17 protein-coding genes are annotated in these 22731 nt (G+C 69.1%); 6 read left to right on the top strand and 11 right to left on the bottom strand.

The window, feature by feature from the left end:
• The first annotated feature begins 574 nt into the window (after positions 1-574).
• Positions 575-4147: an indolepyruvate ferredoxin oxidoreductase family protein gene (locus tag CFB81_RS15155; protein ID WP_089435706.1), complete on the top strand. Its 3573-nt coding sequence runs from the start codon at positions 575-577 to the stop codon at positions 4145-4147.
• Between the two features lie 76 nt (positions 4148-4223).
• Here the strand turns inward: CFB81_RS15155 and CFB81_RS15150 are convergent, their stop codons facing one another.
• Positions 4224-5891 (bottom strand): Na+/H+ antiporter, encoded by a 1668-nt coding sequence (locus CFB81_RS15150; protein WP_089435705.1) that lies wholly within the window; start codon positions 5889-5891, stop codon positions 4224-4226.
• Positions 5892-6204: 313 nt separating this feature from the next.
• On the opposite strand from CFB81_RS15150, the gene CFB81_RS15145 reads away from it, so the two are divergent.
• The 4 genes from CFB81_RS15145 to CFB81_RS15130 all read left to right on the top strand — a co-directional run bounded on the left by CFB81_RS15145 (position 6205) and on the right by CFB81_RS15130 (position 9265).
• Positions 6205-7491 (top strand): EAL domain-containing protein, encoded by a 1287-nt coding sequence (locus CFB81_RS15145; protein ID WP_069620170.1) that lies wholly within the window; start codon positions 6205-6207, stop codon positions 7489-7491.
• Positions 7492-7642: 151 nt separating this feature from the next.
• Entirely contained in the window at positions 7643-8029 is a 387-nt protein-coding gene (locus CFB81_RS15140; protein WP_069620171.1) for a hypothetical protein, read from the top strand.
• Positions 8026-8430: a hypothetical protein gene (locus tag CFB81_RS15135; RefSeq protein WP_089435704.1), complete on the top strand. Its 405-nt coding sequence runs from the start codon at positions 8026-8028 to the stop codon at positions 8428-8430. Before CFB81_RS15140 ends, CFB81_RS15135 begins: the two co-directional genes overlap by 4 nt.
• Before the next feature lie 109 nt (positions 8431-8539).
• Positions 8540-9265, top strand: coding sequence for a copper homeostasis protein CutC (locus CFB81_RS15130; protein ID WP_069620173.1), 726 nt, complete (start codon positions 8540-8542; stop codon positions 9263-9265).
• Positions 9266-9414: 149 nt separating this feature from the next.
• Here the strand turns inward: CFB81_RS15130 and bioB are convergent, their stop codons facing one another.
• The 9 genes from bioB to aceK form a co-directional block, all read right to left on the bottom strand.
• Positions 9415-10434 (bottom strand): biotin synthase BioB, encoded by a 1020-nt coding sequence (gene bioB, locus CFB81_RS15125; RefSeq protein ID WP_089435703.1) that lies wholly within the window; start codon positions 10432-10434, stop codon positions 9415-9417.
• 39 nt (positions 10435-10473) lie between these two features.
• On the bottom strand, positions 10474-11196 hold the full coding sequence (bioD, locus tag CFB81_RS15120) for a dethiobiotin synthase (RefSeq protein ID WP_069620175.1): 723 nt from the start codon (positions 11194-11196) through the stop codon (positions 10474-10476).
• Positions 11193-12380, bottom strand: coding sequence for an 8-amino-7-oxononanoate synthase (gene bioF / locus CFB81_RS15115; protein WP_069620176.1), 1188 nt, complete (start codon positions 12378-12380; stop codon positions 11193-11195). The genes bioD and bioF overlap by 4 nt, the downstream gene beginning before the upstream one ends.
• A complete protein-coding gene (bioA, locus tag CFB81_RS15110) occupies positions 12377-13723 on the bottom strand; it encodes an adenosylmethionine--8-amino-7-oxononanoate transaminase (protein ID WP_179235961.1) in 1347 nt (448 codons plus the stop codon). Before bioA ends, bioF begins: the two co-directional genes overlap by 4 nt.
• A 510-nt stretch (positions 13724-14233) precedes the next feature.
• On the bottom strand, positions 14234-15505 hold the full coding sequence (locus tag CFB81_RS15100) for a dienelactone hydrolase family protein (RefSeq protein WP_089435700.1): 1272 nt from the start codon (positions 15503-15505) through the stop codon (positions 14234-14236).
• Positions 15506-15611: 106 nt separating this feature from the next.
• On the bottom strand, positions 15612-16049 hold the full coding sequence (locus CFB81_RS15095) for a YchJ family protein (RefSeq protein WP_089435699.1): 438 nt from the start codon (positions 16047-16049) through the stop codon (positions 15612-15614).
• Between the two features lie 39 nt (positions 16050-16088).
• Complete coding sequence (locus CFB81_RS15090) at positions 16089-16766, bottom strand: SDR family oxidoreductase (protein ID WP_089435698.1); 678 nt, start codon at positions 16764-16766, stop codon at positions 16089-16091.
• 111 nt (positions 16767-16877) lie between these two features.
• On the bottom strand, positions 16878-17645 hold the full coding sequence (can, locus tag CFB81_RS15085; protein WP_069620181.1) for a carbonate dehydratase: 768 nt from the start codon (positions 17643-17645) through the stop codon (positions 16878-16880).
• A gap of 56 nt (positions 17646-17701) precedes the next feature.
• A complete protein-coding gene (gene aceK, locus CFB81_RS15080) occupies positions 17702-19519 on the bottom strand; it encodes a bifunctional isocitrate dehydrogenase kinase/phosphatase (RefSeq protein ID WP_069620182.1) in 1818 nt (605 codons plus the stop codon).
• A 303-nt stretch (positions 19520-19822) separates the two neighbouring features.
• On the opposite strand from aceK, the gene CFB81_RS15070 reads away from it, so the two are divergent.
• A complete protein-coding gene (locus CFB81_RS15070) occupies positions 19823-20902 on the top strand; it encodes an MBL fold metallo-hydrolase (RefSeq protein ID WP_089435697.1) in 1080 nt (359 codons plus the stop codon).
• 16 nt (positions 20903-20918) lie between these two features.
• Here CFB81_RS15070 and CFB81_RS15065 read toward each other — a convergent pair whose 3' ends face one another.
• On the bottom strand, positions 20919-22571 hold the full coding sequence (locus CFB81_RS15065; RefSeq protein ID WP_089435696.1) for an ABC-F family ATP-binding cassette domain-containing protein: 1653 nt from the start codon (positions 22569-22571) through the stop codon (positions 20919-20921).
• Positions 22572-22731: the final 160 nt, after the last annotated feature.

Below are 22731 nucleotides of genomic sequence, written 5' to 3'. Positions count from 1 at the left end.
CGGTTTCGGATGTGGATATCCACCGCCGCAACCCACTCGCCGCGCTGTGAATTTCAACGGTGAGTGTCGCGGCCCGCGCGCTCCGCATGCCGATTCCGGATGTGGACATCCCGCTCCCGACACCACTCGAAACGCTGTGCAATCGAACGGTGAGCGCGCGAGCCAGATCGGCCGAAGGGCGCGACATTGTGGACATCCGTCGTCGCCAATCAATCGGAACCCTGTGCATTTCAATGGTGAGGGGGACGGTCCGATGCCGCAGAAACCCTTGCCGCACGAGGCTCAAGCGCCATTCTCGGGCCAGGCTGCGCGCGTGGCGGCACGCGCCGCCTTTTCCGGCAGACCGCCCGACCGCCGCGAACCTGTCCATCACGCGCCGGCACGCCGCGCGAAAACTCTCTCAAATCCCGCGAAAAAGCTGCGCAGTTTTTCTCGCCGTGCGCCGGTCCGAGCAAGATGAGAAAAAACATTCTCGGCCGCGCGCGAAAAAATAGAGCCATTCGCTGCCGCACTCATGCGTCCCCCGGCGCCCGCCGCGCACGGCCCAGAACAGCACAATCCGGAGACTTCCCCCATGACCGCCCGCCTGCCCGTCGACGGCCCGCCCGCCCTGTCCGACTACCGCCTGACCGACAACCTGACCGCCACCCGCGGCCGGATCTTCCTGACCGGCACGCAGGCGTTGATCCGGCTGCTGCTGATGCAGCGCACAGTCGATACCGAACAGGGTCTCAACACGGCCGGCTTCGTCAGCGGCTACCGCGGCTCGCCGCTCGGCATGGTCGACCAGCAGCTGTGGAAGGCGAAGAAACTGCTCGACACGAGCGGCGTGCGCTTCCTGCCCGCGATCAACGAGGAACTCGGCGGCACGGCCGTGCTCGGCACACAGCGGGTCGAGGCCGACCCCGAGCGCACGGTCGAGGGCGTGTATGCGATGTGGTACGGCAAGGGCCCGGGCGTCGATCGCGCGGGCGACGCGCTGAAGCACGGCAACGCGTACGGCTCGTCGCCGCACGGCGGCGTGCTGGTGGTGGCGGGCGACGATCACGGCTGCGTGTCGTCGTCGATGCCGCACCAGAGCGACTTCGCGATGATGGCGTGGCACATGCCGGTCGTGAACCCGTCGAACATCGCCGACATGCTCGAATTCGGCCTGTACGGCTGGGCGCTGTCGCGCTACTCGGGCGCGTGGGTCGGCTTCAAGGCGATCTCGGAAACGGTCGAGTCCGGCTCCACCGTCGACCTCGATGCGTTGCAGACGCGCTGGCCGGCGCCGGCAGGCTTCACGCCGCCGGCGGGCGGCCTGCACAACCGCTGGCCCGACCTGCCGAGCCTCACGATCGAGGCGCGCCTCGCGGCGAAGCTCGACGCGGTCCGCCATTTCGCGCGCACCAACAGCATCGACAAGTGGATCGCGCCGAGCACGCACGCGAACGTCGGCATCGTCACCTGCGGCAAGGCGCACCTCGACCTGATGGAAGCGCTGCGCCGCCTCGACCTGACGGTCGCCGATCTCGACGCGGCCGGCGTACGGATCTACAAGGTCGGCCTGTCGTATCCGCTCGAAATGACGCGCATCGAGCGCTTCGTCGACGGGCTCGCCGAAGTGCTGGTGATCGAGGAGAAGGGCCCGGTCATCGAGCAGCAGATCAAGGACTACCTGTACAACCGTGCGGACGGCGCGCGCCCGCGCGTGCTCGGCAAGCACGATGCGGCCGGCGCGTGCCTGCTGTCCGAACTCGGCGAACTGCGCCCGTCGCGCATCCTGCCGGTGTTCGCGGAATGGCTCGCGCGCCACAAGCCGGCGCTCGACCGCCGCGAGCGCGTCGTCGATCTCGTCGCGCCGCAGATCCTGTCGAACGAGGCGGACGCGGTGAAGCGCACGCCGTACTTCTGTTCGGGTTGCCCGCACAACACGTCGACGAAGGTGCCCGAAGGCTCGATCGCGCAGGCCGGCATCGGCTGCCACTTCATGGCGTCGTGGATGGAGCGCGACACGACGGGCCTGATCCAGATGGGCGGCGAAGGCGTCGACTGGGCCGCGCACGCGATGTTCACCAACACGAGGCATGTGTTCCAGAACCTCGGCGACGGCACCTACTTCCACTCGGGCATCCTCGCGATCCGCCAGGCGGTCGCCGCGAAAGCGAACATCACGTACAAGATCCTCTACAACGACGCGGTCGCGATGACGGGCGGCCAGCCGGTCGACGGCAGCATCTCGGTGCCGCAGATCGCGCGGCAGGTCGAGGCGGAAGGCGTGTCGCGCTTCGTCGTCGTGTCCGACGAACCGGAGAAGTACGACGGCCATCACGGGCAGTTCCCGAAGGGCACGACGTTCCATCACCGCAGCGAACTCGACACGGTGCAGCGCGAATTGCGCGAGACGCCGGGCGTCACCGTGCTGATCTACGACCAGACCTGCGCGGCCGAGAAGCGCCGCCGCCGCAAGAAGGGCGAGTTCCCCGACCCGGACAAGCGGCTGTTCATCAACGACGCGGTGTGCGAAGGCTGCGGCGACTGCGGCGTGCAGTCGAACTGCCTGTCGGTCGAGCCGCTCGAGACGCCGCTCGGCCGCAAGCGCCGCATCGACCAGTCGTCGTGCAACAAGGACTACTCGTGCGTGAACGGCTTCTGCCCGAGCTTCGTGACGGTCGAAGGCGCGGCGCTGAAGAAGGCGGCCGGCGCGGCATTCGACGAAGCCGCGCTCGCCGCGCGCGTCGATGCGCTGCCGGTGCCGGCGACGCACCTCGACGCGGCGCCGTTCGACATGCTCGTGACGGGCGTCGGCGGCACCGGCGTCGTGACGGTCGGCGCGCTGATCAGCATGGCCGCGCACCTCGAAGGCAAGAGCGCGTCGGTGCTCGACTTCATGGGCTTCGCGCAGAAGGGCGGCTCGGTGCTGTCGTTCGTGCGGATCGCGTCGAGCGACCGCTGGCTGAACCAGGTGCGCATCGACACGCAGCAGGCCGACGTGCTGCTCGCGTGCGACATGGTGGTCGGCGCGAGCGCCGAGGCGCTGCAGACGGTGCGTCACGCGCGTTCGCGGATCGTCGTCAACACGCACCGGATCCCGAATGCGTCATTCGTGCAGAACCCCGACGCGAACCTGCATGCGGACGCGCTGCTCGAGAAGATGCGCCACGCGGCCGGCGACGGCTACCTGTCGAGCTGCGACGCGCAGGCGCTCGCCGCGAAGTTCCTCGGCGATTCGATCGGCGCGAACATCCTGATGCTCGGCTATGCGTGGCAGCTCGGGCTCGTGCCGGTGTCGCTCGCCGCGATGATGCGCGCGATCGAGCTGAACAACGTCGCGGTGCCGATGAACAAGCTCGCGTTCTCGATCGGCCGGATGGCGGCCGGCGACGCGGCGGGCCTCGATGCGTTGTGGAACGCGCGCCATGCGGTGGCCGCCCACGCGGCGCCGGAGACGCTCGCCGAACTGATCGCCGATCGCGAAGCGCGTCTCGACGCGTACGGCGGCGTGCGCTACGTCGAGCGCTACCGGGCGCTGGTGAACGCGGCACGCGCCAAGGGCGACGACGCGCTGACGCGCGCGGTCGCGACGACGTTCTACCGGCTGCTTGCGGTGAAGGACGAATACGAAGTCGCGCGGCTGTACACGGACGACGCGTTCCGCAGCGCGCTCGAAGCGCAGTTCGAAGGCGTGCCGGGGCAGACGTACCGCGTGAAGTTCAACCTGGCGCCGCCGACGGTCGCGAAGGCCGGGAGCGACGGCAGCACGCCGAGGAAGCGCGTGTTCGGCCAGTGGATGTGGCCGGTGCTCGGCATGCTCGCGCGCGTGCGCAGCCTGCGCGGCACGTGGCTCGATCCGTTCGGCCGCACGGTCGAGCGCAAGATGGAGCGCGCGCTGGCCGACGACTACGAGACGACGCTCACGCGTGCGTTCGCCGCGATGACCGCCGGCAACGCGGCGCAGGTCGTGCAATTGGCCGACCTGCACGCGCGCGCGCGCGGCTTCGGCCACGTGAAGGTGCGCAACCTGGCCGGCGTGAAGCGCGCGGAACGCGAGCTCGCGCTGCAGCTCGGCATCGACGCGGCGACGAGCGCGGCCGTGCAGCACGCGCTCGACGAAATGAAGGGCGCCGGGATGCTGAAGGGAATTCCGGTCGTCGTCGCGAAGTAACGCCGCGGCCGGCGGATGTGAAAACGGCGACGCGTGTGCGTCGCCGTTTTTTGTGCCCGTCGGCCGCCGGCGGTCGTCAAACAATGCCTTTCTTGCGCGTCGACAGCGCGGTTTCCGACAGGTCGATCTCGCGAATCAGCTTCGTCAGCGTCTCGTCGGAAATCTTGCTGTCGCCGCGCAGCCGGTACAGCGCCGAGCGTTCCGCGCGCACGGCCGCGATCCGCATCTGCAGCTCCATCGTTTCGGCCTGCTGCGCTTGCGCGCGCGGCGTGGGGCCGTCGTCAGCCAGCGCGGCGAGCCGGCGGCGGTATTGATCCATCACGCGTGCGGAGATGTCCGCGCAACGCGCCGCGCCCGATTCGTCGAGATCGGCCGAGATCGCGTCGTGCGACGCATCGATCGCGCGAATCGCGGCCTGCGCGGCGGCCGACCGGGCGATGCGCTCCTCGTCGCCGAGCGGATTGCGCGACGAGCGCACGCCGCGCAGCAGCAGCGGCAGGCCGATCACCGCGACGATCAGCGAACCGAGGATCACGGCCGACGCGATGAAGACCGCGGTGTCGCGGCCCGGCAGCGGCGCGCCGTCGGACAGCGCGACCGGGATCGACAGCACGCCGGCGAGCGTGACCGCGCCGCGCACGCCGCCGACCGTCATCACCGCGATCGTGCGCACGCCGGCCATCGTGCCGGCGAGGCCATGGCGCGCGGCGCGGCGGCTCGCGAACCAGCGCAGCAGCCACACCCACAGGAAGCGGATCGCATACAGCGCGAGCATCATCGCGCACACGTTGAAGATCATCCGGCCGACCAGCGCGTCGCTCGTATGGTGCGCGTCGACGAGCGCGCGGCCGATGATGTGCGGCAGCTGCAGCCCGAGCATGATGAACACCATGCCGTTGAACACGAACTCGATCATCGCCCACGTGCTTTCGGCCCGCACGCGCGACGCGACGGTGCTTTTGCGCGAGAAGCTCGTGTAGTTCATCATCATCCCGGCCGACACGGCCGCGAGCACGCCGGACAGCTCGAGGTGCTCGGCGAACAGGTAGGCCGCGAACGGCACCAGCAGCGTCATCACGATGCCGGGGGCCGGGTCGCCTTCCTGCTCGGCATTCAGGAAGCGCGTCGACAGCGCGCTGAACAGCCACGCGACGATCGCGCCCGTCGCGAGCCCGCCCGCCGCGACGATCACGAACGTGACCGACGCGGCGCGCAGCGAGAACACGCCCGTCAGCGCGGCCGCGATCGCGAACTTCAGCGCGACGAGGCCCGACGCGTCGTTCATTAGCGCCTCGCCTTCGAGGATGTGCATCAGTTGCGGCGGAATGCGACCCTTGCCGGCGATCCCGGACAGCGCGACCGCGTCGGTCGGCGACAGCACTGCCGCGAGCGCGAACGCGATCGGCAGCGGTAGCTCGGGAATCAGCCAATGCGCGAAATAGCCGACTGCGAGTACCGTCATGAACACGAGCCCGAACGCGAGCATCAGGATCGCGCGGCGCTGCAGGTAAAGCTCGCGTTTCGGAATCCGCCAGCCGTCCGCGAACAGCAGCGGCGGAATGAACAGCAGCATGAAGATCTCGGGGTCGAACGTGACGTGCAGGTTCAGCTTCGGCCACGCGAGTATCGCGCCGAACGCGATCTGCATCAGCGGCAGCGGCAGTTGCAACGGCAGGAGACGCGTGACGGCGCCGGACAGCGCGACGGTCAGCAGCAGAATGAGGACTGTGAAAACGATTTCCATCGATACGGCGAGTTACGCGGAATGAAACGATCGTACGGAGTGTAGCGTGCCGACGTAACCGGTGCGCTCGAGCGGCCGGTGCGTGCGCACGGGAATGGTGCGTCGAACGCGCGCCACGGTGGTGCGGCAGCCCCGCACAGCCGCATGGCGCACGGGTTGTCGGCACCTCGCACGGAGCTTGCTTGAGGGAGAGCAGCCGCCCGGCTTGCGCCGGGTAACCGAGGGTCCAACCAATGACATGGCGCGCCGTCCCGTTCGTCGTTTTTCGGCGGACGCCGGACGTCGCGTTCGACTGCATCACCAGGAGGAAGGCATGACGATCGTGCAACAGGAGCGTCCGGCCGCCGCGTCGCCGTACCGGTTCGAGCGGGAGATGAGCTCGGGCTTCGAACGGCTGGCGACGCAGCACCGCGACCTGACGCTCACGACCGTGTTCCAGCCGATATTCAGCCTGTCGCACCAGCGTGCGGTGGGCTACGAGGCGCTGCTGCGCGCGCACGATGCGCTCGACCGCGCCGTGTCGCCGCTCGACGTGTTCGGCGAAGCCGCGCGCCGCGATGAACTGCTGCAGCTCGACCGGCTCGCGCAGGCGCTGCATCTGGAAAACTTCGCACTGCTCGGCGCGGAGCGCGAGTGGCTGTTTCTCAACGTCCATCCGGGCGTGCTCACCGATCCGTTCCAGGCGGCCGCGCTGCTCGCGAACCTGAAACGGCTCGGCATGCCGCCGCGGCGCATCGTGCTCGAAGTGCTCGAACAGCGCGCGGATGACGTCGAGCGGCTCGCGGAGGCCGTGCGCGAGTTCCGCACGCACGGCTTCCTGATCGCACTCGACGATTTCGGCGCGGGCCACTCGAACCTCGAACGGATCTGGCAGCTGAACCCGGACATCGTGAAGCTCGACCGGATCATGCTGTCGCACGCGGCGCACCGCACGGGGCTCACCGCGATCCTGCACGGGCTCGTGACGCTGTTGCACGAGGCCGGCAAGCTGGTGCTCGTCGAAGGGATCGAGACCGAGCACGAAGCGCAGATCGCGCTGTCGTGCGAGGCCGATTTCGTGCAGGGCTACTACTTCGGCCGGCCGGCGCCGGGGCTGCCCGACAGCGCGGCCGCGACCGGCTGCATCGGCGAGCTGACCGAGCGCTTTCGTCAGCAGACCGAAGTGCGCGAGCGGCGCGACGCGCAGCGGCTCGCGCCGTACCTGCGCGCGTTCGAACGGGCGGCCGAGCGCCTCGCGGCCGGCGAGCCGCTCGACGAGGTGTGCTGGAACTTCCTCGCGCTCGACGCGGCCGCGCGCTGCTTCCTGCTCGACGCGCAGGGCCGGCAGTCGGGCCGCAACGTCGTGCTGCGCGCCGATCGCGCGCTCGCCGAGGCGCGCTTTTCGCCGCTGGCGGACGCGCAGGGCGCGAACTGGCTGCGCCGGCCGTATTTCCGCTCGGCGATCGCCGAACCGGGGCGCGTGCAGGTCACGCGGCCGTACCTGTCGATCAACGAGGCGCAGCCGTGCGTGACGCTGTCGGTGGCCGTGCGCGTCGGCGATACGCAGCGCGTGCTGTGCGGCGATATCGACTGGATCGACGAGGACGCGCAAGCGGCGTAGCGGCACACGGTCGGGATGCGGCGACCGACGGCGCGGGGGCGGCCGTTGTGTTCGCCGTGCGCTTCCCCGACAATGGCGCGAGCGCGGCCGTCGTGACCGCGCGCGCCGTCCCGGGGGCCACCATGGCGGCGAATATAAAAAGGAAAACGCCATGAAAAGACCGATCTCGCTGACCATCCTCGCGTGGATCATCATCGTGACCAACGCGATCACCTGCGTCTATACGCCGTTCTCGATCGGCATGCCGACCACCCAGGCGCTGATGTCGCACTACCTGCTGCCCGTGTGGGCGACGTTCGGCATCAGCATGATCGTCGAGGCCGCCAACGTCGTGATCGGCATCGCGATCCTGAAAGGCCGCGAATGGTCGCGCAAGGCCTATATCGTGACGTTCGTGTTCGGCATCGCGTTCTCGTTGATCAACATGCCGGCGTCGATGCTCGCGGTGCTGATCCCCGGCGTCCTGCTGTTCGCGGTGTTCGTTTACCTGCTGTTCCGGCGCCCGGCGACCGCGTATTTCAGGCAGGCCCGCGCGTGAGCTTCGTGCGCAACGCGCTGGCGATCGTGCTGTTCTCGATCGCCGGCTTCTGCATGATCGCCGCGCAGATGGTCGTGTTCATGAAGGTCGGCCAGACGGGCGCGACGACCGTATTCGTCGCCGTGCTGTTCGCGGTGTCGGCCGGGCTGCTCGCCGCGGGCGCGTTTGCCGGCGCGTTCCGGCCGCGTGCGCGCGGTGCGGGCATCACGCTGCTCGTCGCGGCCGCGACCACCGCGTTCGGGATGATCGGCTGGGCGATGCTCGTGCTCACGCCGGCGATCGTCGACGTGATGCAGCAGCAGGGCGCGTACGTCAACGCGCGCATGTTCCGGTTCGTACCGGGCACCGCGGTGACGGCGTTGTCCGCTCTCGGCGGCGTCTGGCTCGTGCGGCGCGGCTGACGGACCTGGCTGAAATACGCGGCTGAAATACGCGGCGGCCGGCACGCTGGCGTCCGTCGCGCGGCTCGGCTAGGATGCGCGAATTGTCCAGACGATTCGCGGGCCGCCCATGAACCGACATGCCGCTTCTTCCGTTCTCCTCGAAGTGATCGCCACGACCGTCGGCGATGCGAAGGTCGCCGCCCGTGCGGGCGCCGACCGCCTCGAACTCGTGACCGCGATCACCGAAGGCGGGCTGACGCCGAGCGTCGGCCTGATCGAGGCCGTCGTGGCCGCCGTGCCGATTCCCGTCAACGTGATCGTGCGTCCGCACAGCCGCTCGTTCGTCTATGACGCCGACGAGCTGCGCGTGATCGAGCGCGACGTGCGCGCGGCCGTCGCGGCCGGCGCGAACGGCGTCGTGTTCGGCGCGCTCGATGCGCGCGGCGACGTCGATCTCGGCGCGCTCGCCCGGATCGCGGCCGCCGCGGACGGGCGCGCGCTCACGTTCCATCGCGCGTTCGACGTCGCGCGCGATCTGAACGCCGCGTTCGACGCGCTGTTGCGCGTGCCGGCCGTCACGTCCGTGCTGACGTCGGGCGGTCATCCGTCGGTGCTCGACGCGGTCGCGACGATCACGCGGCTCGTGCGGCAGGCGGCGGGCACGACCTGCACGGTGCTGGCCGGTTCGGGGCTCACGGTCGACGCGGTCGGCGATTTCGTGCGTGCGACCGGCGTGCGCGCGGTGCATTTCGGCTCGGGCGTGCGGCCGCGCGGCGAGGTGCTGGCGCCCGTCGACGCGCAGCGCGTCGAGCGCGTGCGCGCGGCGCTCGACGGCGCGGCGTCGCACGTGTAATGCGTATGCCGAAGCTGCGCGTCGGCGCGTCGAGAACACCGTCGATTCATGGCGCGTCGCGCGACCCGATGCCGACGGTCGGGTAAAACAAAAGCCGGGGCATGCCCCGGCTTTTTCATCGGCGGGCGCGGCGCGCCCGCCGCTATCGCTTACGCGTTGTCCGACAGCGCGTCGGCCTGGCTCGCGCGGATGCCGAGCCGCTCGAACAACGCACGGTCGCGCTGCGTCTGCGGGTTGCTGGTCGTCAGCAGCTGGTCGCCGTAGAACATCGAGTTCGCACCCGCGAGGAAGCACATCGCCTGCATCGCGTCGTCGAGCTGCTCGCGGCCGGCCGACAGGCGCACGACGGCCTTCGGCATCGTGATTCGGGCGACCGCGATCGTGCGCACGAACTCGAACGGGTCGAGCGGCGCGGTGCCTTCGAGCGGCGTGCCTTCGATCGCGACGAGGTTGTTGATCGGCACCGATTCCGGATACGGGTTCAGGTTCGCGAGCTGCGAGATCAGGCCCGCGCGCTCGCGGCGCGATTCGCCCATCCCGATGATGCCGCCGCAGCACACGTTGATGCCCGCGTCGCGCACGCGGTCGAGCGTGTCGAGGCGGTCCTGGTACGTGCGCGTCGAGATCACCTGGCCGTAGAACTCCGGCGACGTGTCGAGGTTGTGGTTGTAGTAGTCGAGGCCCGCGTCGGCGAGCTGCCGAGCCTGTTCGTTTTCCAGCATGCCGAGCGTCATGCAGGTCTCGAGGCCGAGCTCCTTCACGCCGCGCACCATTTCGGTCAGCGCGGGCATGTGGCGCTCCTTCGGGTTGCGCCACGCGGCGCCCATGCAGAAGCGGCTCGCGCCGTTCGCCTTCGCCGCGCGCGCGGCGTCGAGCACCGTGTCGACGTCCATCAGCTTCTCGGCCTTCAGGCCCGTGTCGTGATGCGACGACTGCGAGCAGTAGCCGCAGTCTTCCTCGCAGCCGCCCGTCTTGATCGACAGCAGCGTCGACAGCTGCACCGCGTTCGCGTCGAAGTGCTCGCGATGCACCTGCTGCGCGCGGAACATCAGATCGTTGAACGGCAGCTCGAACAGCGCGACGACGTCGGCGACGCGCCAGCGCTGCGGGGCCGGCGCAGCCACGGGAATCGCGTCGGGTTGCACGGCGGCGGTCTGGGCTTGGGTCATTTCGTTTTCCTGTCCTGGCGGGATGGGGGATCGGTTGGGTCAATGCCGCGCGGTGCGCAGCGACTCGACGAGCGCGGCGATGTCGAGCATCGCCGCGGCGGATTCGGGGGCGGCCGGCGTCATGTGCGCGATGCGGCCGAGCAGTGGCGCGCGGTGCTCGCGCGCGAGCCAGTCGCGAATCGTCGCGACGTTCTCGTCGGCGAACGACATGGCCGGGTCGACGTGGTTCGCGACCCAGCCCGCGAGCGTGAGGCCGCGAGCGACGATTGCATCGGCCGTCAGCAACGCGTGGCTGATGCAGCCGAGCCGGACGCCGACGACGAGCACGACGGGCAGGCCGAGCGCGACCGCGAGATCGGCGGTGTCCTGCGTGTCGTTCAGCGGCACGCGAAAGCCGCCGACGCCTTCGACGACGACGACGTCCGCGCGCGTCAGCGCTTCGCGATGGCACGCGACGATCGTGTCGAGGTCGAGCGTCACGCCTTCGTGCGCGGCGACGATATGCGGCGCGGCAGGCGCCTTCAGCAGGAACGGCGTGCGCAGTTCGGGCGGCAGCACGACGTTCGCGGCCGCGTCGAGCTGGTCGGTGTCCTCGTTGCGCCACACGCCGTCGCGTTCGTACGCGCCGGCCGCGACCGGCTTCAATGCGGCCGCGCGCAGGCCGTGCCGCGCGAAGCCGTGCAGCATCGCGGCCGACACGAAGGTCTTGCCGATTTCGGTGTCGGTGCCGGTGACGAAGACGGACAGCGGGGCGGTGGTCATGCTGCTGCCTCCTCGCTGGCTTCGATCAGCGCGGCTTCGAGCCTTGCCAGATCGTCGAACGAATGCGCGGCCGACAGCGACACGCGCAGCCGCGACGTGCCGGCCGGCACCGTCGGCGGCCGGATCGCCGGCACCCACAGGCCGTGCGCGTCGAGCGCGCGCATCGCCGCGAGCGTCGCGTCGTTGCTGCCGATCACGAGCGGCTGCACGGCCGTGTGCGAATCGACCGGCTGCCAGCGCGTGCTGCGCAGCAGCGCGCGCGTGCGTTCGATCAGCGCGGCGAGGTGCGCGCGGCGCGCGTCGCCTTCGTCGCCCGCGATCACCTTCAGGCTTGCCGATACCGCATGCGCGACGGCCGGCGGCGCGGCCGTCGTGAAGATGTAGCTGCGCGCGCGCTGGATCAGCCATTCGATCACGGTCTCATGCGCGATCACGAATGCGCCCGCGACGCCCGCCGCCTTGCCGAGCGTGCCGACGTACACGAGATTCGGCGAACGCAGCGCGGCGGCGGCAAGCGCGCCGCGACCCTGCGGGCCGAGCACGCCGAAGCCGTGTGCATCGTCGACGACGAGCCACGCGCCGTGGCGTTCGGCCAGCGCGACGAGCTCGGCGAGCGGCGCGATATCGCCGTCCATGCTGAACACGGTGTCGCTGACGATCAGCTTCGTTTGCGCATCCGATGCGTCGAGCAGCGCGGCGAGCGCGGCCATGTCCGCATGCGGATAGACCTGCACGTTCGCACGCGACAGCCGCATGCCGTCGATCAGCGACGCGTGGTTCAGTGCGTCGGAGAAGATCGTCGCGCCCTTGCCGGCGAGCGCCGTCATCGCCGCGAGGTTCGCCATGTAGCCGGTGCTGAAGTACAGCGCGCGCGGCGCGTCGGAGAAGCCGCCCGCGAAGCCCGCGAGTTCGTCTTCCAGTTTGGCGTGCGCGCGCGAATGGCCGCCGAGCAGGTGCGAGCCGCCGCTGCCGGAGCCGTAGCGCTGCGCGCCTTCGGCGAACGCGGCGACGAGCGCCGGATGCGCGGCGAGGCCGAGGTAGTCGTTGCTCGCGAAGCCGACGATCTCGCGGCCGTTCACGGTCATGCGCGCGTCGCACGCGGTGTCGGCGATGCGTCGCACGCGGCGCAGCCCTTGCGCGTCGAGGTCCGCGAGGCCGCGTTGCAGGGTGTCGAGCAGGCTCATCGGCCGAGGTCCTCCAGCGTCGCGTCGAGCGTGTCGCGCGTGCGCTGCGCGAGCCATGCGATGTCGTCGTCGCTCATCACGTACGGCGGCATCAGGTACACGGTCGTGCCGATCGGGCGCAGCAGCAGTTCGCGCGCCAGCGCGTGTTCGAAGAAACGCCGCGAGAAGCCGCGCGCCGCATCGCCGTCGAGCGCGACGTCGAACGCGAACAGCGTGCCGCGCTCGCGCAGGTGGCGCACCTGCGGATGCGCATCGAGCGGCGCGAGCGCCGCGCGCAGCGTCGCCGATTTGCGGGCGTTGCTCGCGAGCACGTCGTCGCGCGCGAACAGGTCGAGCGTCGCGACTGCCGCGCGGCACGCGAGCGGGTTGCCGGTGTACGAATGCGAATGCAGGAAGCCGCGCGTCGTGTCGTCGTCGTAGAACGCCGCGAACACGTCGTCGCGCGTAAGCACCAGCGACAGCGGCAGGTAGCCGCCGCTGATGCCTTTCGACAGGCACATGAAGTCGGGCCAGACGCCGGCCTGCTCGCACGCGAAGAAGGTGCCGGTGCGGCCGCAGCCGACCGCGATCTCGTCGGCGATCAGGTGCACGCCGAATTCGTCGCACAGTGCGCGCAGCCCGCGTACGTACGACGGATCGTGCATCGCCATGCCGGCCGCGCACTGCACGAGCGGCTCGACGATCAGCGCGGCGATCCGGTCGCCGCGCTCGACGAACAGGCGCCGCACGTCCGCGAGCGCGCGGCCCGTGACGTCGGCGGCCGTCTCGCCCGGCAGCGCGCCGCGCGCATCGGGCGACGCGACCACGTGCGCGTGGCGGATCAGCGGGTCGTACGCATCCTTGAACAGCGCGACGTCGGTCACGCCGAGCGCGCCGATCGTCTCGCCGTGATAGCTGTTCGCGACGCAGACGAATTCCTGCTTGTTCGCGCGGCTGCGGTTGCGCCACGCGTGGAAGCTCATCTTCAGCGCGATCTCGACGGCCGACGCGCCGTCCGACGCGAAGAACGCATGGCCGAGCGTGCGCGCGGTGAGCGCATGCAACCGTTCGGCGAGCTCGATCGCCGGTTCGTGCGTGCAGCCGGCGAGCATCGCGTGCTCGAGCGTGTCGAGCTGGTCCTTCAGCGCCGCGTTGATGTCCGGGTTCGCATGGCCGAACAGGTTCACCCACCACGAGCTGATCGCGTCGAAATAGCGGCGGCCGTCGCGGTCGTACAGCCACACGCCCGCGCCGCGCGCGACGGGGACGAGCGGCAGGCGCTCGTGGTGCTTCATCTGGGTGCAGGGATGCCAGACCGCGCGCAGGCTGCGCGCGACCCAGTCGTCGGTGGCTGGCGTACTCAAGGCGACTCCGGGGGTAAAACGACCGCGCGGCATCGACGGGATGCCGCGCGGCGCAATACGAAACGCGCAGAGATTAGCGTGTTCCGCCGGACGTTGCACTAGCGGTTACAAACGCCGCACAGCCTTGCTGGGCGGGAGTTCGACGCAGTTCGGGGGGGCTCGGAACGGAACGCGGCGGATCGGGCGAAATGCGCGCAGATGACGACGTTCGAGTGACACCCCCCGACAGAAAAAAATCGCGGGGCGAGGGGCGATGCAGCGACGAAATATGGGGAGCGATGAGGGTGCGGTATTTGCGGCGACGAGGGGCGATCTTGCTTCGTGCATCGTCAGATCGACAGGGGGCGGAAGGCCCGGATGGCTGGACGGGATCTGGCGCGAATTCAAGTCGATTGCTCGTCAAAACGAGCATTACGCGGCGTGTGCCCGATTGGACGAGCAGCCGGGGCGTGCCGCGGCGACCTTGAAGCGACGGCGCGCGAAGGAGAGGCAGGAGGAACGACGACCGCGTCAGCGCGAAGCCAGTGCGCGCGTATCGGTATCGCGGGCGTGATCGTCGCCGTTGTCGGCCGTCTGTGTCGTGTTGGCGTTCCACACGACGCGGTCGTTGACCGCATACAGCCGGCACGCGCCGGCGCCTTGCTTCGCGCAGTTGTCGAGCGCGAGCGCCATCGGGTCGTCGCCGCCTTCGGCCCACGACCATGCGCCTTCCGACGACACCGCGAACGCGCGGCTCGGATGCTGGTTCAGGAAGCGGCGATAGCCTTCGCGGCCCGCTTCGTCCACGTACGGCACCGCGTTGACCGCATCGATCGATGCGTAGCCGGTGGCCTTCGGCTCGTGCGGGTCGGCGACCGCATAGCGCACCGCGGTCGGCAGGTTCAGTTCGGCGAGGAAGGCGTGCACGGCCGGCCACCATACGGGCACGCCGTCGCGATCGACGATCAGCCGGTGCGCATCGTCCTTGTAGCGGCCGAAATCGATGAAGCGGGCCTGCGTGCCGTGCGACACGTACGCATCGTGCATCTGCGCGACGAGCGCGGGCGTCCACACCGAATCGTTGTCGCCGTACAGCCACAGCGACCGCACGGCCGTATGCGCGCCGTAGTGGTCGAACGCGTCGACGAGGTTGCGCTGCCAGCCGTCGCAGAGGTCCTGGCGCAGCCCGCCGGAGAAATTGATGATGCCGCGCACGCCCGCCGCGGCTTCGGTGCCGTACGCGACCGACGCGAGGCCGCCGTGCGACGTGCCGGCGACGACGATGCGCGACGCATCGACGTACGGCTGGCGCGACATGTAGCGCACCGTCGCATCGACGTCGGCGGCCTGCGCGAGGCCGTTCTTGCCGACGTTGCAGCCTTCCTGCTGGTACGTTCCGTCCGAACCGGCGAAGCCCTGGCGATTCGGGGCGATCACCGCATAGCCGCGGCGCACGAATTCGCGCGCGAACGCGAGCGGCCGGCTGCGCGGCTGCAGATGGAGATCGCCGGTATTTTTGCCGTGGTTGAAGACGACGAGCGGGAACGGGCCGGGCCCGTTCGGCTTGAACAGTGTCGCCTCGAGCGTGATGGCGCCCGAAGCGTCGGCCGGAATGCGGAGGATCTGCTCGTTGAGATCGGCGGCGACCTGCGGCAGATTCGAGTCGGCGTAGTCGAAATGCTCGGCGTGGGCGAGCGACCCGCTGGCGCCCGCACCCGTACTGGCGCTCGGCAGCGTACCGGCCTGAGCGGCCGACAGCGCACAGGCCGCCATCCATCCCACCAATACCTTGCTGAACGCCATCCGTAAGCCCTGCCATGCAACATGACCAATTCGAGCCCATCGTAGCCCGACAAAATCAGGTTGTGCAATGCGGGAATTACCCGGCGTCTGACATGGCAACTATTTGTCAGCGTTCACTTACTTCGCCGTCGACATAGCGCCAGAATCCCTGCTCGTCGCGCTCGAAACGGCTCGTCTCGTGCAGCCGGTAAGCGCGTCCGCCGACCTTGTAGCGCGCCACGAATTCGACCTCCGCGTGCCGGTCGTCGAGCGGTACGTGGCGTTTAACCGCGAGGCCGAGCCAGCGCGGCGCGTCCGGCGCTGCCGGGTCGGCCTCGAGATCGGGCGGGCAGGTGCGCGCGGCCCACGTCGCGCGCAGATAATCGGTCGCGCCGAGCACGTACGCGCTGTACCGCGAGCGCATCAATTCGAGTGCGGTCGGGGCGGCTTGCCCGTCGTCGATGAAGCGGCCGCAGCAGGCGGCGTAGCGCGGCGCCGGCGCGTTGCCGGCGGGTGCGGGGGAGGCGCCGCCGCACGGGCACGCGTCAGGTCGGTTCAAAATCATGCGAAATGCGAATTAACAACGTCCGGTTACCGGCGCCGCTCACCAGCTGAGCTCGATGCCGTCGTACTGGAAGAACCGGCCGTTCGCCTGGGATACGTCCGAAGCGGATTCGGCGATCACGCGACGCATGCCGGTCACGCTCGTTTCCGGATCGATCGCGGCCTGCGCGCCGCCCATGTCGGTGCGCACCCAGCCGGGGTGCAGCGAAATGCACGCGGCATGACGCGTCTGCAGCGACGCGATGCGCAGCGCGTCGTTCAGCGCGGCCTTGCTCGCGCGGTAGAGCCAGCCGGTCGTGCCGGTCGCCTCGGCGATGCTGCCCATCCGGCTCGACACCACGGCCAGCACGCCGCGCGCGTCCTCGACGAGCGGCAGCAGGATCGGCAGCAACTGCATCGGCCCGCGCACGTTCGTATGCATCACCGCGTCGAAATCCTCGGCGGTGATCGTCTCGACGCCTTCGGTGCGCGGCCCGTACACGCCCGACACGAGCACGGCCGCATCGAGCCGCTCCCCGTCGAGCTTCCAGCCGAGCGCCGCGATCTGCGCGGGCTGCGCGATATCGAGCGCATGCGGCTGCGCGCCGAGCGCACGCAACGCATCGAGCGACGCCGCGTCGCGCGCGGTGGCGATCACGTTCCAGCCGTCGCGCCGGTATTGCCGGACGAATTCGCGGCCGAGGCCGCGCGATGCGCCGACGATCAATACGGTTTTCATGCCGTCGCTCCTTGGGTTGGCGCCGCCGAGGCAGTGCCGGTGTCAGATCCGTTCGATGCGTGCCGCGCCCGCGTGGCAGCCGCCGTCAGGCGGCTGGCGCGTCACTGCACGTTACTGCGCGTCGTCGCACGGCTTCAGCGTGGCGGCGACCGCCTGCGCGACGTCTTCGAGCTGCGCGGCGTCCGCCGCGACCATGTCGTTGTCGGGCGCGTGCTGGCCGCGTGCGGTCAGCGCCGCCACGCAGCGCCGGTAGGTTGCGTCGAGCGCGTCGAAGTTCGACACGGACATCCCGAGGTTGCGCATCCGGCCGTCGTGCACGCCGTACACGAGCCCGTGCACGGTGAGCGACTGGCCGCGCGCCCACGCGTCGTTGACGATCGTCGTGCGGCACACGTTGACGACCTGCTCGATCGAATTCAGCTCGATCAGGCGGCGATACCGCGCTTCGCCGACCGGCCATTCGTCGAGCAGCGCCGCGTGGCGTTCGCGCACGTCCTGCACGTGATGCAGCCAGTTGTCCGCGAGGCCGACGCGGCGGTTGTGCAGCGCCGCGTTCACGCCCGAGCAGCCGTAGTGGCCGACGACCATGATGTGCTTCACGCGCAGGATGTCGACCGCGAACTGGATCACCGACAGGCAGTTCAGGTCGCTGTGCACGACCACGTTCGCGATGTTGCGATGCACGAACACTTCACCCGGCGGCAGGCCGATGATCTGGTTCGCCGGCACGCGCGAATCGGAGCAGCCGATCCACAGATATTCCGGCGCCTGCTGGTCGGCGAGCCGTGCGAAGAAATCGGGATCGTCGGCGAGCTGGCGCTTGACCCAGGCATCGTTGTTGTCGAACAGATGTGAAAGCGGATTGTCTTGGGTAGTCATCGGTGTGGATTCCGTTGGCGGAAATCAAGTCGATATCGGATCGGGTGTTGCCGGCGTCAGGCGGCGCGCTGCGCGTCGCCTGCGTCGTCGTTCCGGCCCGTCGCGTCGAAGCGCGCGGGGTAGCGCACGCTGAAGCGCAGGGCCGTGTCGTACGGATAAAAATCGGGCAATTCGCCCTGCATCAGCTTGTCCTTGCTCGCCTGCCATAGCGCGGGATCGAAAAAGTCCGCGTGATGCTTCATGAAGACGTCGCGCACGCGCGGGTCGCCGAGCAGAAACGGCCCGTAGGTCTCCGGAAAGATGTCGTGCGGGCCGACGGTATACCACGGTTCGCCGGACAGCTCGTCTTCCTCGTTGCGCGGCGCCGGCACGCGCCGCACGTTGCAGTCGGTCAGGTACTCGATCTCGTCGTAGTCGTAGAACACGACGCGGCCGTGGCGCGTGACGCCGAAGTTCTTGTACAGCATGTCGCCGGGGAAGATGTTCGCCTTCATCAGCTCCTTCACCGCGTTGCCGTATTCCTTCACGCCGTGCTCGACGTCCGCGTCGCTGCCGTTCTGCAGATACAGGTTCAGCGGCGTCATCCGGCGCTCGATGTACAGGTGCTTGATCACGAGCTTGTCGTCCTCGTATTCGAGCAGCGACGGCACTTCCTTCTCGAGTTCGCGCACGAGCGCGTGATCGAGCCGCGCGAGCGGCAGCGCGACGCTCGAATACTCGAGCGTGTCGGCCATCCGACCGAGGCGGTCGTGGCGCTTCACGAGCTGGTACTTCTCCATGATCTGCGCGCGCGTCGTTTCCTTCGGCGGCGGGAAGTGATCCTTGATGATCTTGAACACGTACGGGAACGACGGCAGCGTGAACACGAGCATCACGAGGCCCTTGATCCCGGGCGCGATGATGAAGCGGTCGCTCGAATGCGACAGATGGTGCAGCAGGTCGCGGTAGAACAGGTTCTTGCCCTGCTTCTGCAGCCCGACCGACGTGTAGATCTCGGCCTTCGGCTTGCCCGGCATGATCGTGCAGAGAAAATCCACGTACGCGGACGGCACGCCCATGTCGACGAGGAAGTACGAATGCGAGAAGCTGAAGATGATCTGCAGCAGGTCGCGGCGCAGCAGCACGGTGTCGAGCGCGAGCACGCCCGGGCGCACGTGGCGGATCGGCACCGCGAACGGCAGCACGCGATCGGCGTTGATGATGCGGCCGACGATGTACGCGCTCTTGTTGCGGAAGAACAGCGACGACAGCACGTGGATCTGGAAATTCGGCGCTTCGTCGAAGTGGCCGAATTCGTCGTCGATCGCCTGCATCACGCAGCCGATGTCGCGCGAGAGATCCTCGAACGCCGGCTCGAGCTGGAAGTTCGTGACGATGCGCTCGAGCGTGACCGCGAGCCCGTCGGTGCCCGGATAGTACGCGCGGTAGGTCGGCTTCGCGGCCGGCTCGTCGTTCTCCAGGTACTCGGTCGAGATCGCCGGGCGCACGAAGATGAAATCGTTGCTGAAATACGAGCGGTGCAGGATCTTGCAGCACACCGAATTGAAGAAGGTTTCCGCGCACTCGGGCTGGCGGTGCGACGTGAGTAGGCCAATGTAGTGCAGCTTGATCTGCTGCCACACTTCGTCGTCGATGTTCTCCGCGTCGTATTCGTCCTCCAGCACCTCGACGCATTCCTTCACGCGATCGTCGTACGACGTGATCCGCTCGCGCGCGAGCCGCTGCAGCCCGTGCCAGTCGCCGCGCTCGAACAGCGTCTTCGCGTCGACCGCCGCTTCGCGGAAGATCCGGTAATGGCGATCGAAGTATTCGAGCATCGTCTGCGCGACGTCGAAACCGATCTGCGACGACAGCAGTTTGGGGAAGTGATTCATCGCGTGCAGGCTCGTTCAAGGGGCTGTAAGCACTCGCCATTTTAGCGCCCAAGTCGGCGTTTCAAGGACTTTCGCAGTGACGCGCGGGCGGTCGTGAATCGGCGTGTTGTTCGCCGTTGGGCGCCGTTCGGCGCATCTTCGCGTAAAGATACGGGTACGGAACCGATTCTGACACGAACTTTTTTGCGGCGGTCCGGTGCGCGTCGGGCACCTGTTTCGCGCGACGGCGATAGAATCGACGCACGCCCGCCGCGCGCTGCCGCCGGCGCGCATTCGCACCGATAACGACGAGACGCCCCACCGATGAACGCCCTGGAACACCAACTCGACTATCCCTTCGCCGATACGCTGCCCGCCGCGGGCGACACGTTCGAGGTCGCGCCCGGCGTGCGCTGGCTGCGCATGCCGCTGCCGTTCTCGCTCGACCACATCAATCTGTGGCTGCTGCGCGACGAGATCGACGGGCAGGCCGGCTGGACGATCGTCGATTGCGGGATCGCGTCGGACGCGATCCGCACGCACTGGGAGCGGATCTTCGACACGCATCTCGACGGCCTGCCCGTGCTACGCGTGCTCGTCACGCATTGCCACCCCGATCACTTCGGCCTCGCGAACTGGCTGTGCGAAGGCGGCGACAAGGGCCGCTGGAACGTGCGGCTGTGGATGACGCTCGGCGAATACCTGTTCGGCTGCCTGATGGCGGCCGGCAACGGTTCGAACGCGGGCGGCGCGGCCGCCGCCGAGCACTTCGCGCGCCACGGGCTGACCGATCCGGCCGCGCTCGACAAGCTGCGCAACCGCCGCAGCTATTACTCGGACCTCGTGCCGGCCGTGCCGCCGCGCTACCGGCGCCTGCGCGAAGGCGACGCGGTGACGATCGGCGCGCGCACGTGGCGCGTCGTCACCGGCTTCGGTCATTCGCCTGAACATTGCGCGCTCCACAGCGACGCGGACGGCGTGCTGATTTCCGGCGACATGGTGCTGCCGCGCATCTCGACGAACGTGTCGGTGTTTGATCTCGAGCCGGAAGCGAACCCGCTCGCGCTGTACCTCGAATCGCTCGGCCGCTACGAGACGATGGCGCCCGACACGCTCGTGCTGCCGTCGCACGGCAAGCCGTTCCGCGGCGTGCGCACGCGCATCGCGCAGCTGCGCGAACACCACGATGCGCGCCTGGCCGAAGTGCGCGTCGCGTGCGCGCAGCGGCCAATGAGCGCGGCCGACATCGTGCCGATCATGTTCCGCCGCCGCGAGCTCGACATCCACCAGATGACCTTCGCGCTCGGCGAGGCGCTCGCGCACCTGAACCTGCTGTGGCTCGCGGGCGAACTCGTGCGCGAGCAGGGGGACGACGGGGTGCTGCGGTTCCGCATCGCCGGCTGAGCGCGCTTCGTCGTCGTTACGCGACGGGTTCGTAACGCCACCCGTCGCGCTGCCACTGCATCGTGTGCGTCGGTTCGAGCGCCGCGAGAAACGCGGCGTCGTGCGACGCGACCACGATCGCGCCGGGGAAGCCGGCCAGCGCGGCTTCGATCGCGCGCACCGATTCGAGATCGAGGTGATTGGTCGGCTCGTCGAGCAGCAGCAGTTGCGCGGGCGTGCCGCGCCACAGCGCGCAGGCGAGCGCGGCCTTCAGCCGTTCGCCGCCACTCAGTTGCCGCGCCGGTTGCGTCGCCCGTGTCGCATCGAGTTGTAGCAGCGCGAGACGGCTGCGCAGGTCGCCTTCCGCGAGCGGCGTATCGAGCGCACCCAGTTGCTCGACGACCGAGCGCTCGGGGTCGAGCAGCGCGAGCCGCTGGTCGAGATACGCGGCGCTCACGTGCGTCGTGCAGCTACCTGAACGCGGCGCGAGTTCGCCCGCGAGCATCCGCAGCAACGTCGACTTGCCGCAGCCGTTCGGCCCGGTCAGCGCGATGCGCACGGCGCCGCTCGCCGACCACGTGATCGTGTCGGCGTCGCCCGCGACGCGCCACGGCAATCGAGCGCACTCGAGCGTGAACAGCTGGCGGCGCGCGCTGACTTCCGTGCCCGGCAGCGAGACGAGCACCGGCGCGTCGGCTTCGACGCGCGCGGCCGCTTCCTGCACGCGCGTGTCGAGCGTCGCCTTGAAGTCGCTCTGATGGCGCCGGACCGTTCCCATGATCGCGCGCGCCGCGCCCTTGCGGCTTTGGCGCGCCATCGACGACAGGTTGGCCGTCTTCGCGTCGCGCAGCGATGCGGCCGCGTGGCGCTGGATCGTGTCGTGCTCCTGTTCGAGCCTGCGCCGCACGCGCCCGCGCTCGGTGCGCGCATGATCGAGCGCCGCGTGCGCGGCCTCCTGTTGCGCGTCGCGTTGCGCGCGGTAGAGCGCGTAATTGCCGCCGTACGAGCGCGCGCCGTGTGGCGTCAGCTCGACGATGCGCTGCACGCCGGCGAGCAGCGCACGGTCGTGGCTGACGATGACGACGCCGCCCCGCCAGCCGTCGAGCGCCGCGCGCAGCCACGCGCGGCCCGGTGCGTCGAGATGGTTGGTCGGTTCGTCGAGCACGAGCAGGCCGGCGCCCGACAGCAGCGCGCCGATCAACGCGACGCGCGCGAGCTGGCCGCCGCTCAGCGCGTGTGCGGGCGTGTCGGCATGGACGTCCTGCAGGCCGGCCGCGTCGAGCGCCGCGCGCAGCCGCTCGGCAAGATCCCAGCGATCGCCGATCAGGTCGAAGTCGTGCGGTGTCGCGCGGCCGTCCGCGAGACGCGCGAGCGCGCCGAGCGGCGCATCGAGCGCGGCGATCTGCGCGACGGTCAGCGGGGCGGCCGCCGCGTCGGCGCGGTCGTGATCGTGCTGCTGCGCGACGTAGACGACGGGCGCATGCCGCTCGATCGTCCCCGCGCTCGGCGCGCGCCGGCCCGCGATCAGTTGCGCGAGCAGGCTCTTGCCGACGCCGTTGCGACCGACGATGCCGGTCGGCGTGCGGTCGATGGACAGGTCGAGCGCATCGAACAGCGTGACGCCGTCGTCGAAGCGGAAGGAAACGTGATGAAGCGCGACGAGCGCGCCGGTGGGCGTGGCAGCAGCCATAAGCACCTCCAAAAATGCATGAAGACCTTCGCGCGCGGCGTGCGTGGCACGGGCGGCGAAAACATTTCGGGAAGGCTTAGTTGTTCACTTTGGCTGGCGTCCGGTATGAGGAATGAGCGCGCAGTGTAGCAAGCGCGGCGCGCGGGCCGCAAGCGAGCGG

The organism is Burkholderia sp. AU28863 (assembly GCF_002223195.1).
Lineage (GTDB): Bacteria > Pseudomonadota > Gammaproteobacteria > Burkholderiales > Burkholderiaceae > Burkholderia > Burkholderia sola.
This window is presented reverse-complemented; position numbering and strand designations above follow the sequence as displayed.

Excerpts from the sequence above, each read along its gene's own strand:
- CFB81_RS15155 (WP_089435706.1), top strand. The coding sequence starts at position 575 with ATGACCGCCCGCCTGCCCGTCGACGGCCCGCCCGCCCTGTCCGACTAC.
- CFB81_RS15150 (WP_089435705.1), bottom strand. The coding sequence starts at position 5,891 with ATGGAAATCGTTTTCACAGTCCTCATTCTGCTGCTGACCGTCGCGCTG.
- CFB81_RS15145 (WP_069620170.1), top strand. The coding sequence starts at position 6,205 with ATGACGATCGTGCAACAGGAGCGTCCGGCCGCCGCGTCGCCGTACCGG.
- CFB81_RS15140 (WP_069620171.1), top strand. The coding sequence starts at position 7,643 with ATGAAAAGACCGATCTCGCTGACCATCCTCGCGTGGATCATCATCGTG.
- CFB81_RS15130 (WP_069620173.1), top strand. The coding sequence starts at position 8,540 with ATGAACCGACATGCCGCTTCTTCCGTTCTCCTCGAAGTGATCGCCACG.
- bioB (WP_089435703.1), bottom strand. The coding sequence starts at position 10,434 with ATGACCCAAGCCCAGACCGCCGCCGTGCAACCCGACGCGATTCCCGTG.
- bioD (WP_069620175.1), bottom strand. The coding sequence starts at position 11,196 with ATGACCACCGCCCCGCTGTCCGTCTTCGTCACCGGCACCGACACCGAA.
- bioF (WP_069620176.1), bottom strand. The coding sequence starts at position 12,380 with ATGAGCCTGCTCGACACCCTGCAACGCGGCCTCGCGGACCTCGACGCG.
- CFB81_RS15100 (WP_089435700.1), bottom strand. The coding sequence starts at position 15,505 with ATGGCGTTCAGCAAGGTATTGGTGGGATGGATGGCGGCCTGTGCGCTG.
- CFB81_RS15095 (WP_089435699.1), bottom strand. The coding sequence starts at position 16,049 with ATGATTTTGAACCGACCTGACGCGTGCCCGTGCGGCGGCGCCTCCCCC.
- CFB81_RS15090 (WP_089435698.1), bottom strand. The coding sequence starts at position 16,766 with ATGAAAACCGTATTGATCGTCGGCGCATCGCGCGGCCTCGGCCGCGAA.
- can (WP_069620181.1), bottom strand. The coding sequence starts at position 17,645 with ATGACTACCCAAGACAATCCGCTTTCACATCTGTTCGACAACAACGAT.
- aceK (WP_069620182.1), bottom strand. The coding sequence starts at position 19,519 with ATGAATCACTTCCCCAAACTGCTGTCGTCGCAGATCGGTTTCGACGTC.
- CFB81_RS15070 (WP_089435697.1), top strand. The coding sequence starts at position 19,823 with ATGAACGCCCTGGAACACCAACTCGACTATCCCTTCGCCGATACGCTG.
- CFB81_RS15065 (WP_089435696.1), bottom strand. The coding sequence starts at position 22,571 with ATGGCTGCTGCCACGCCCACCGGCGCGCTCGTCGCGCTTCATCACGTT.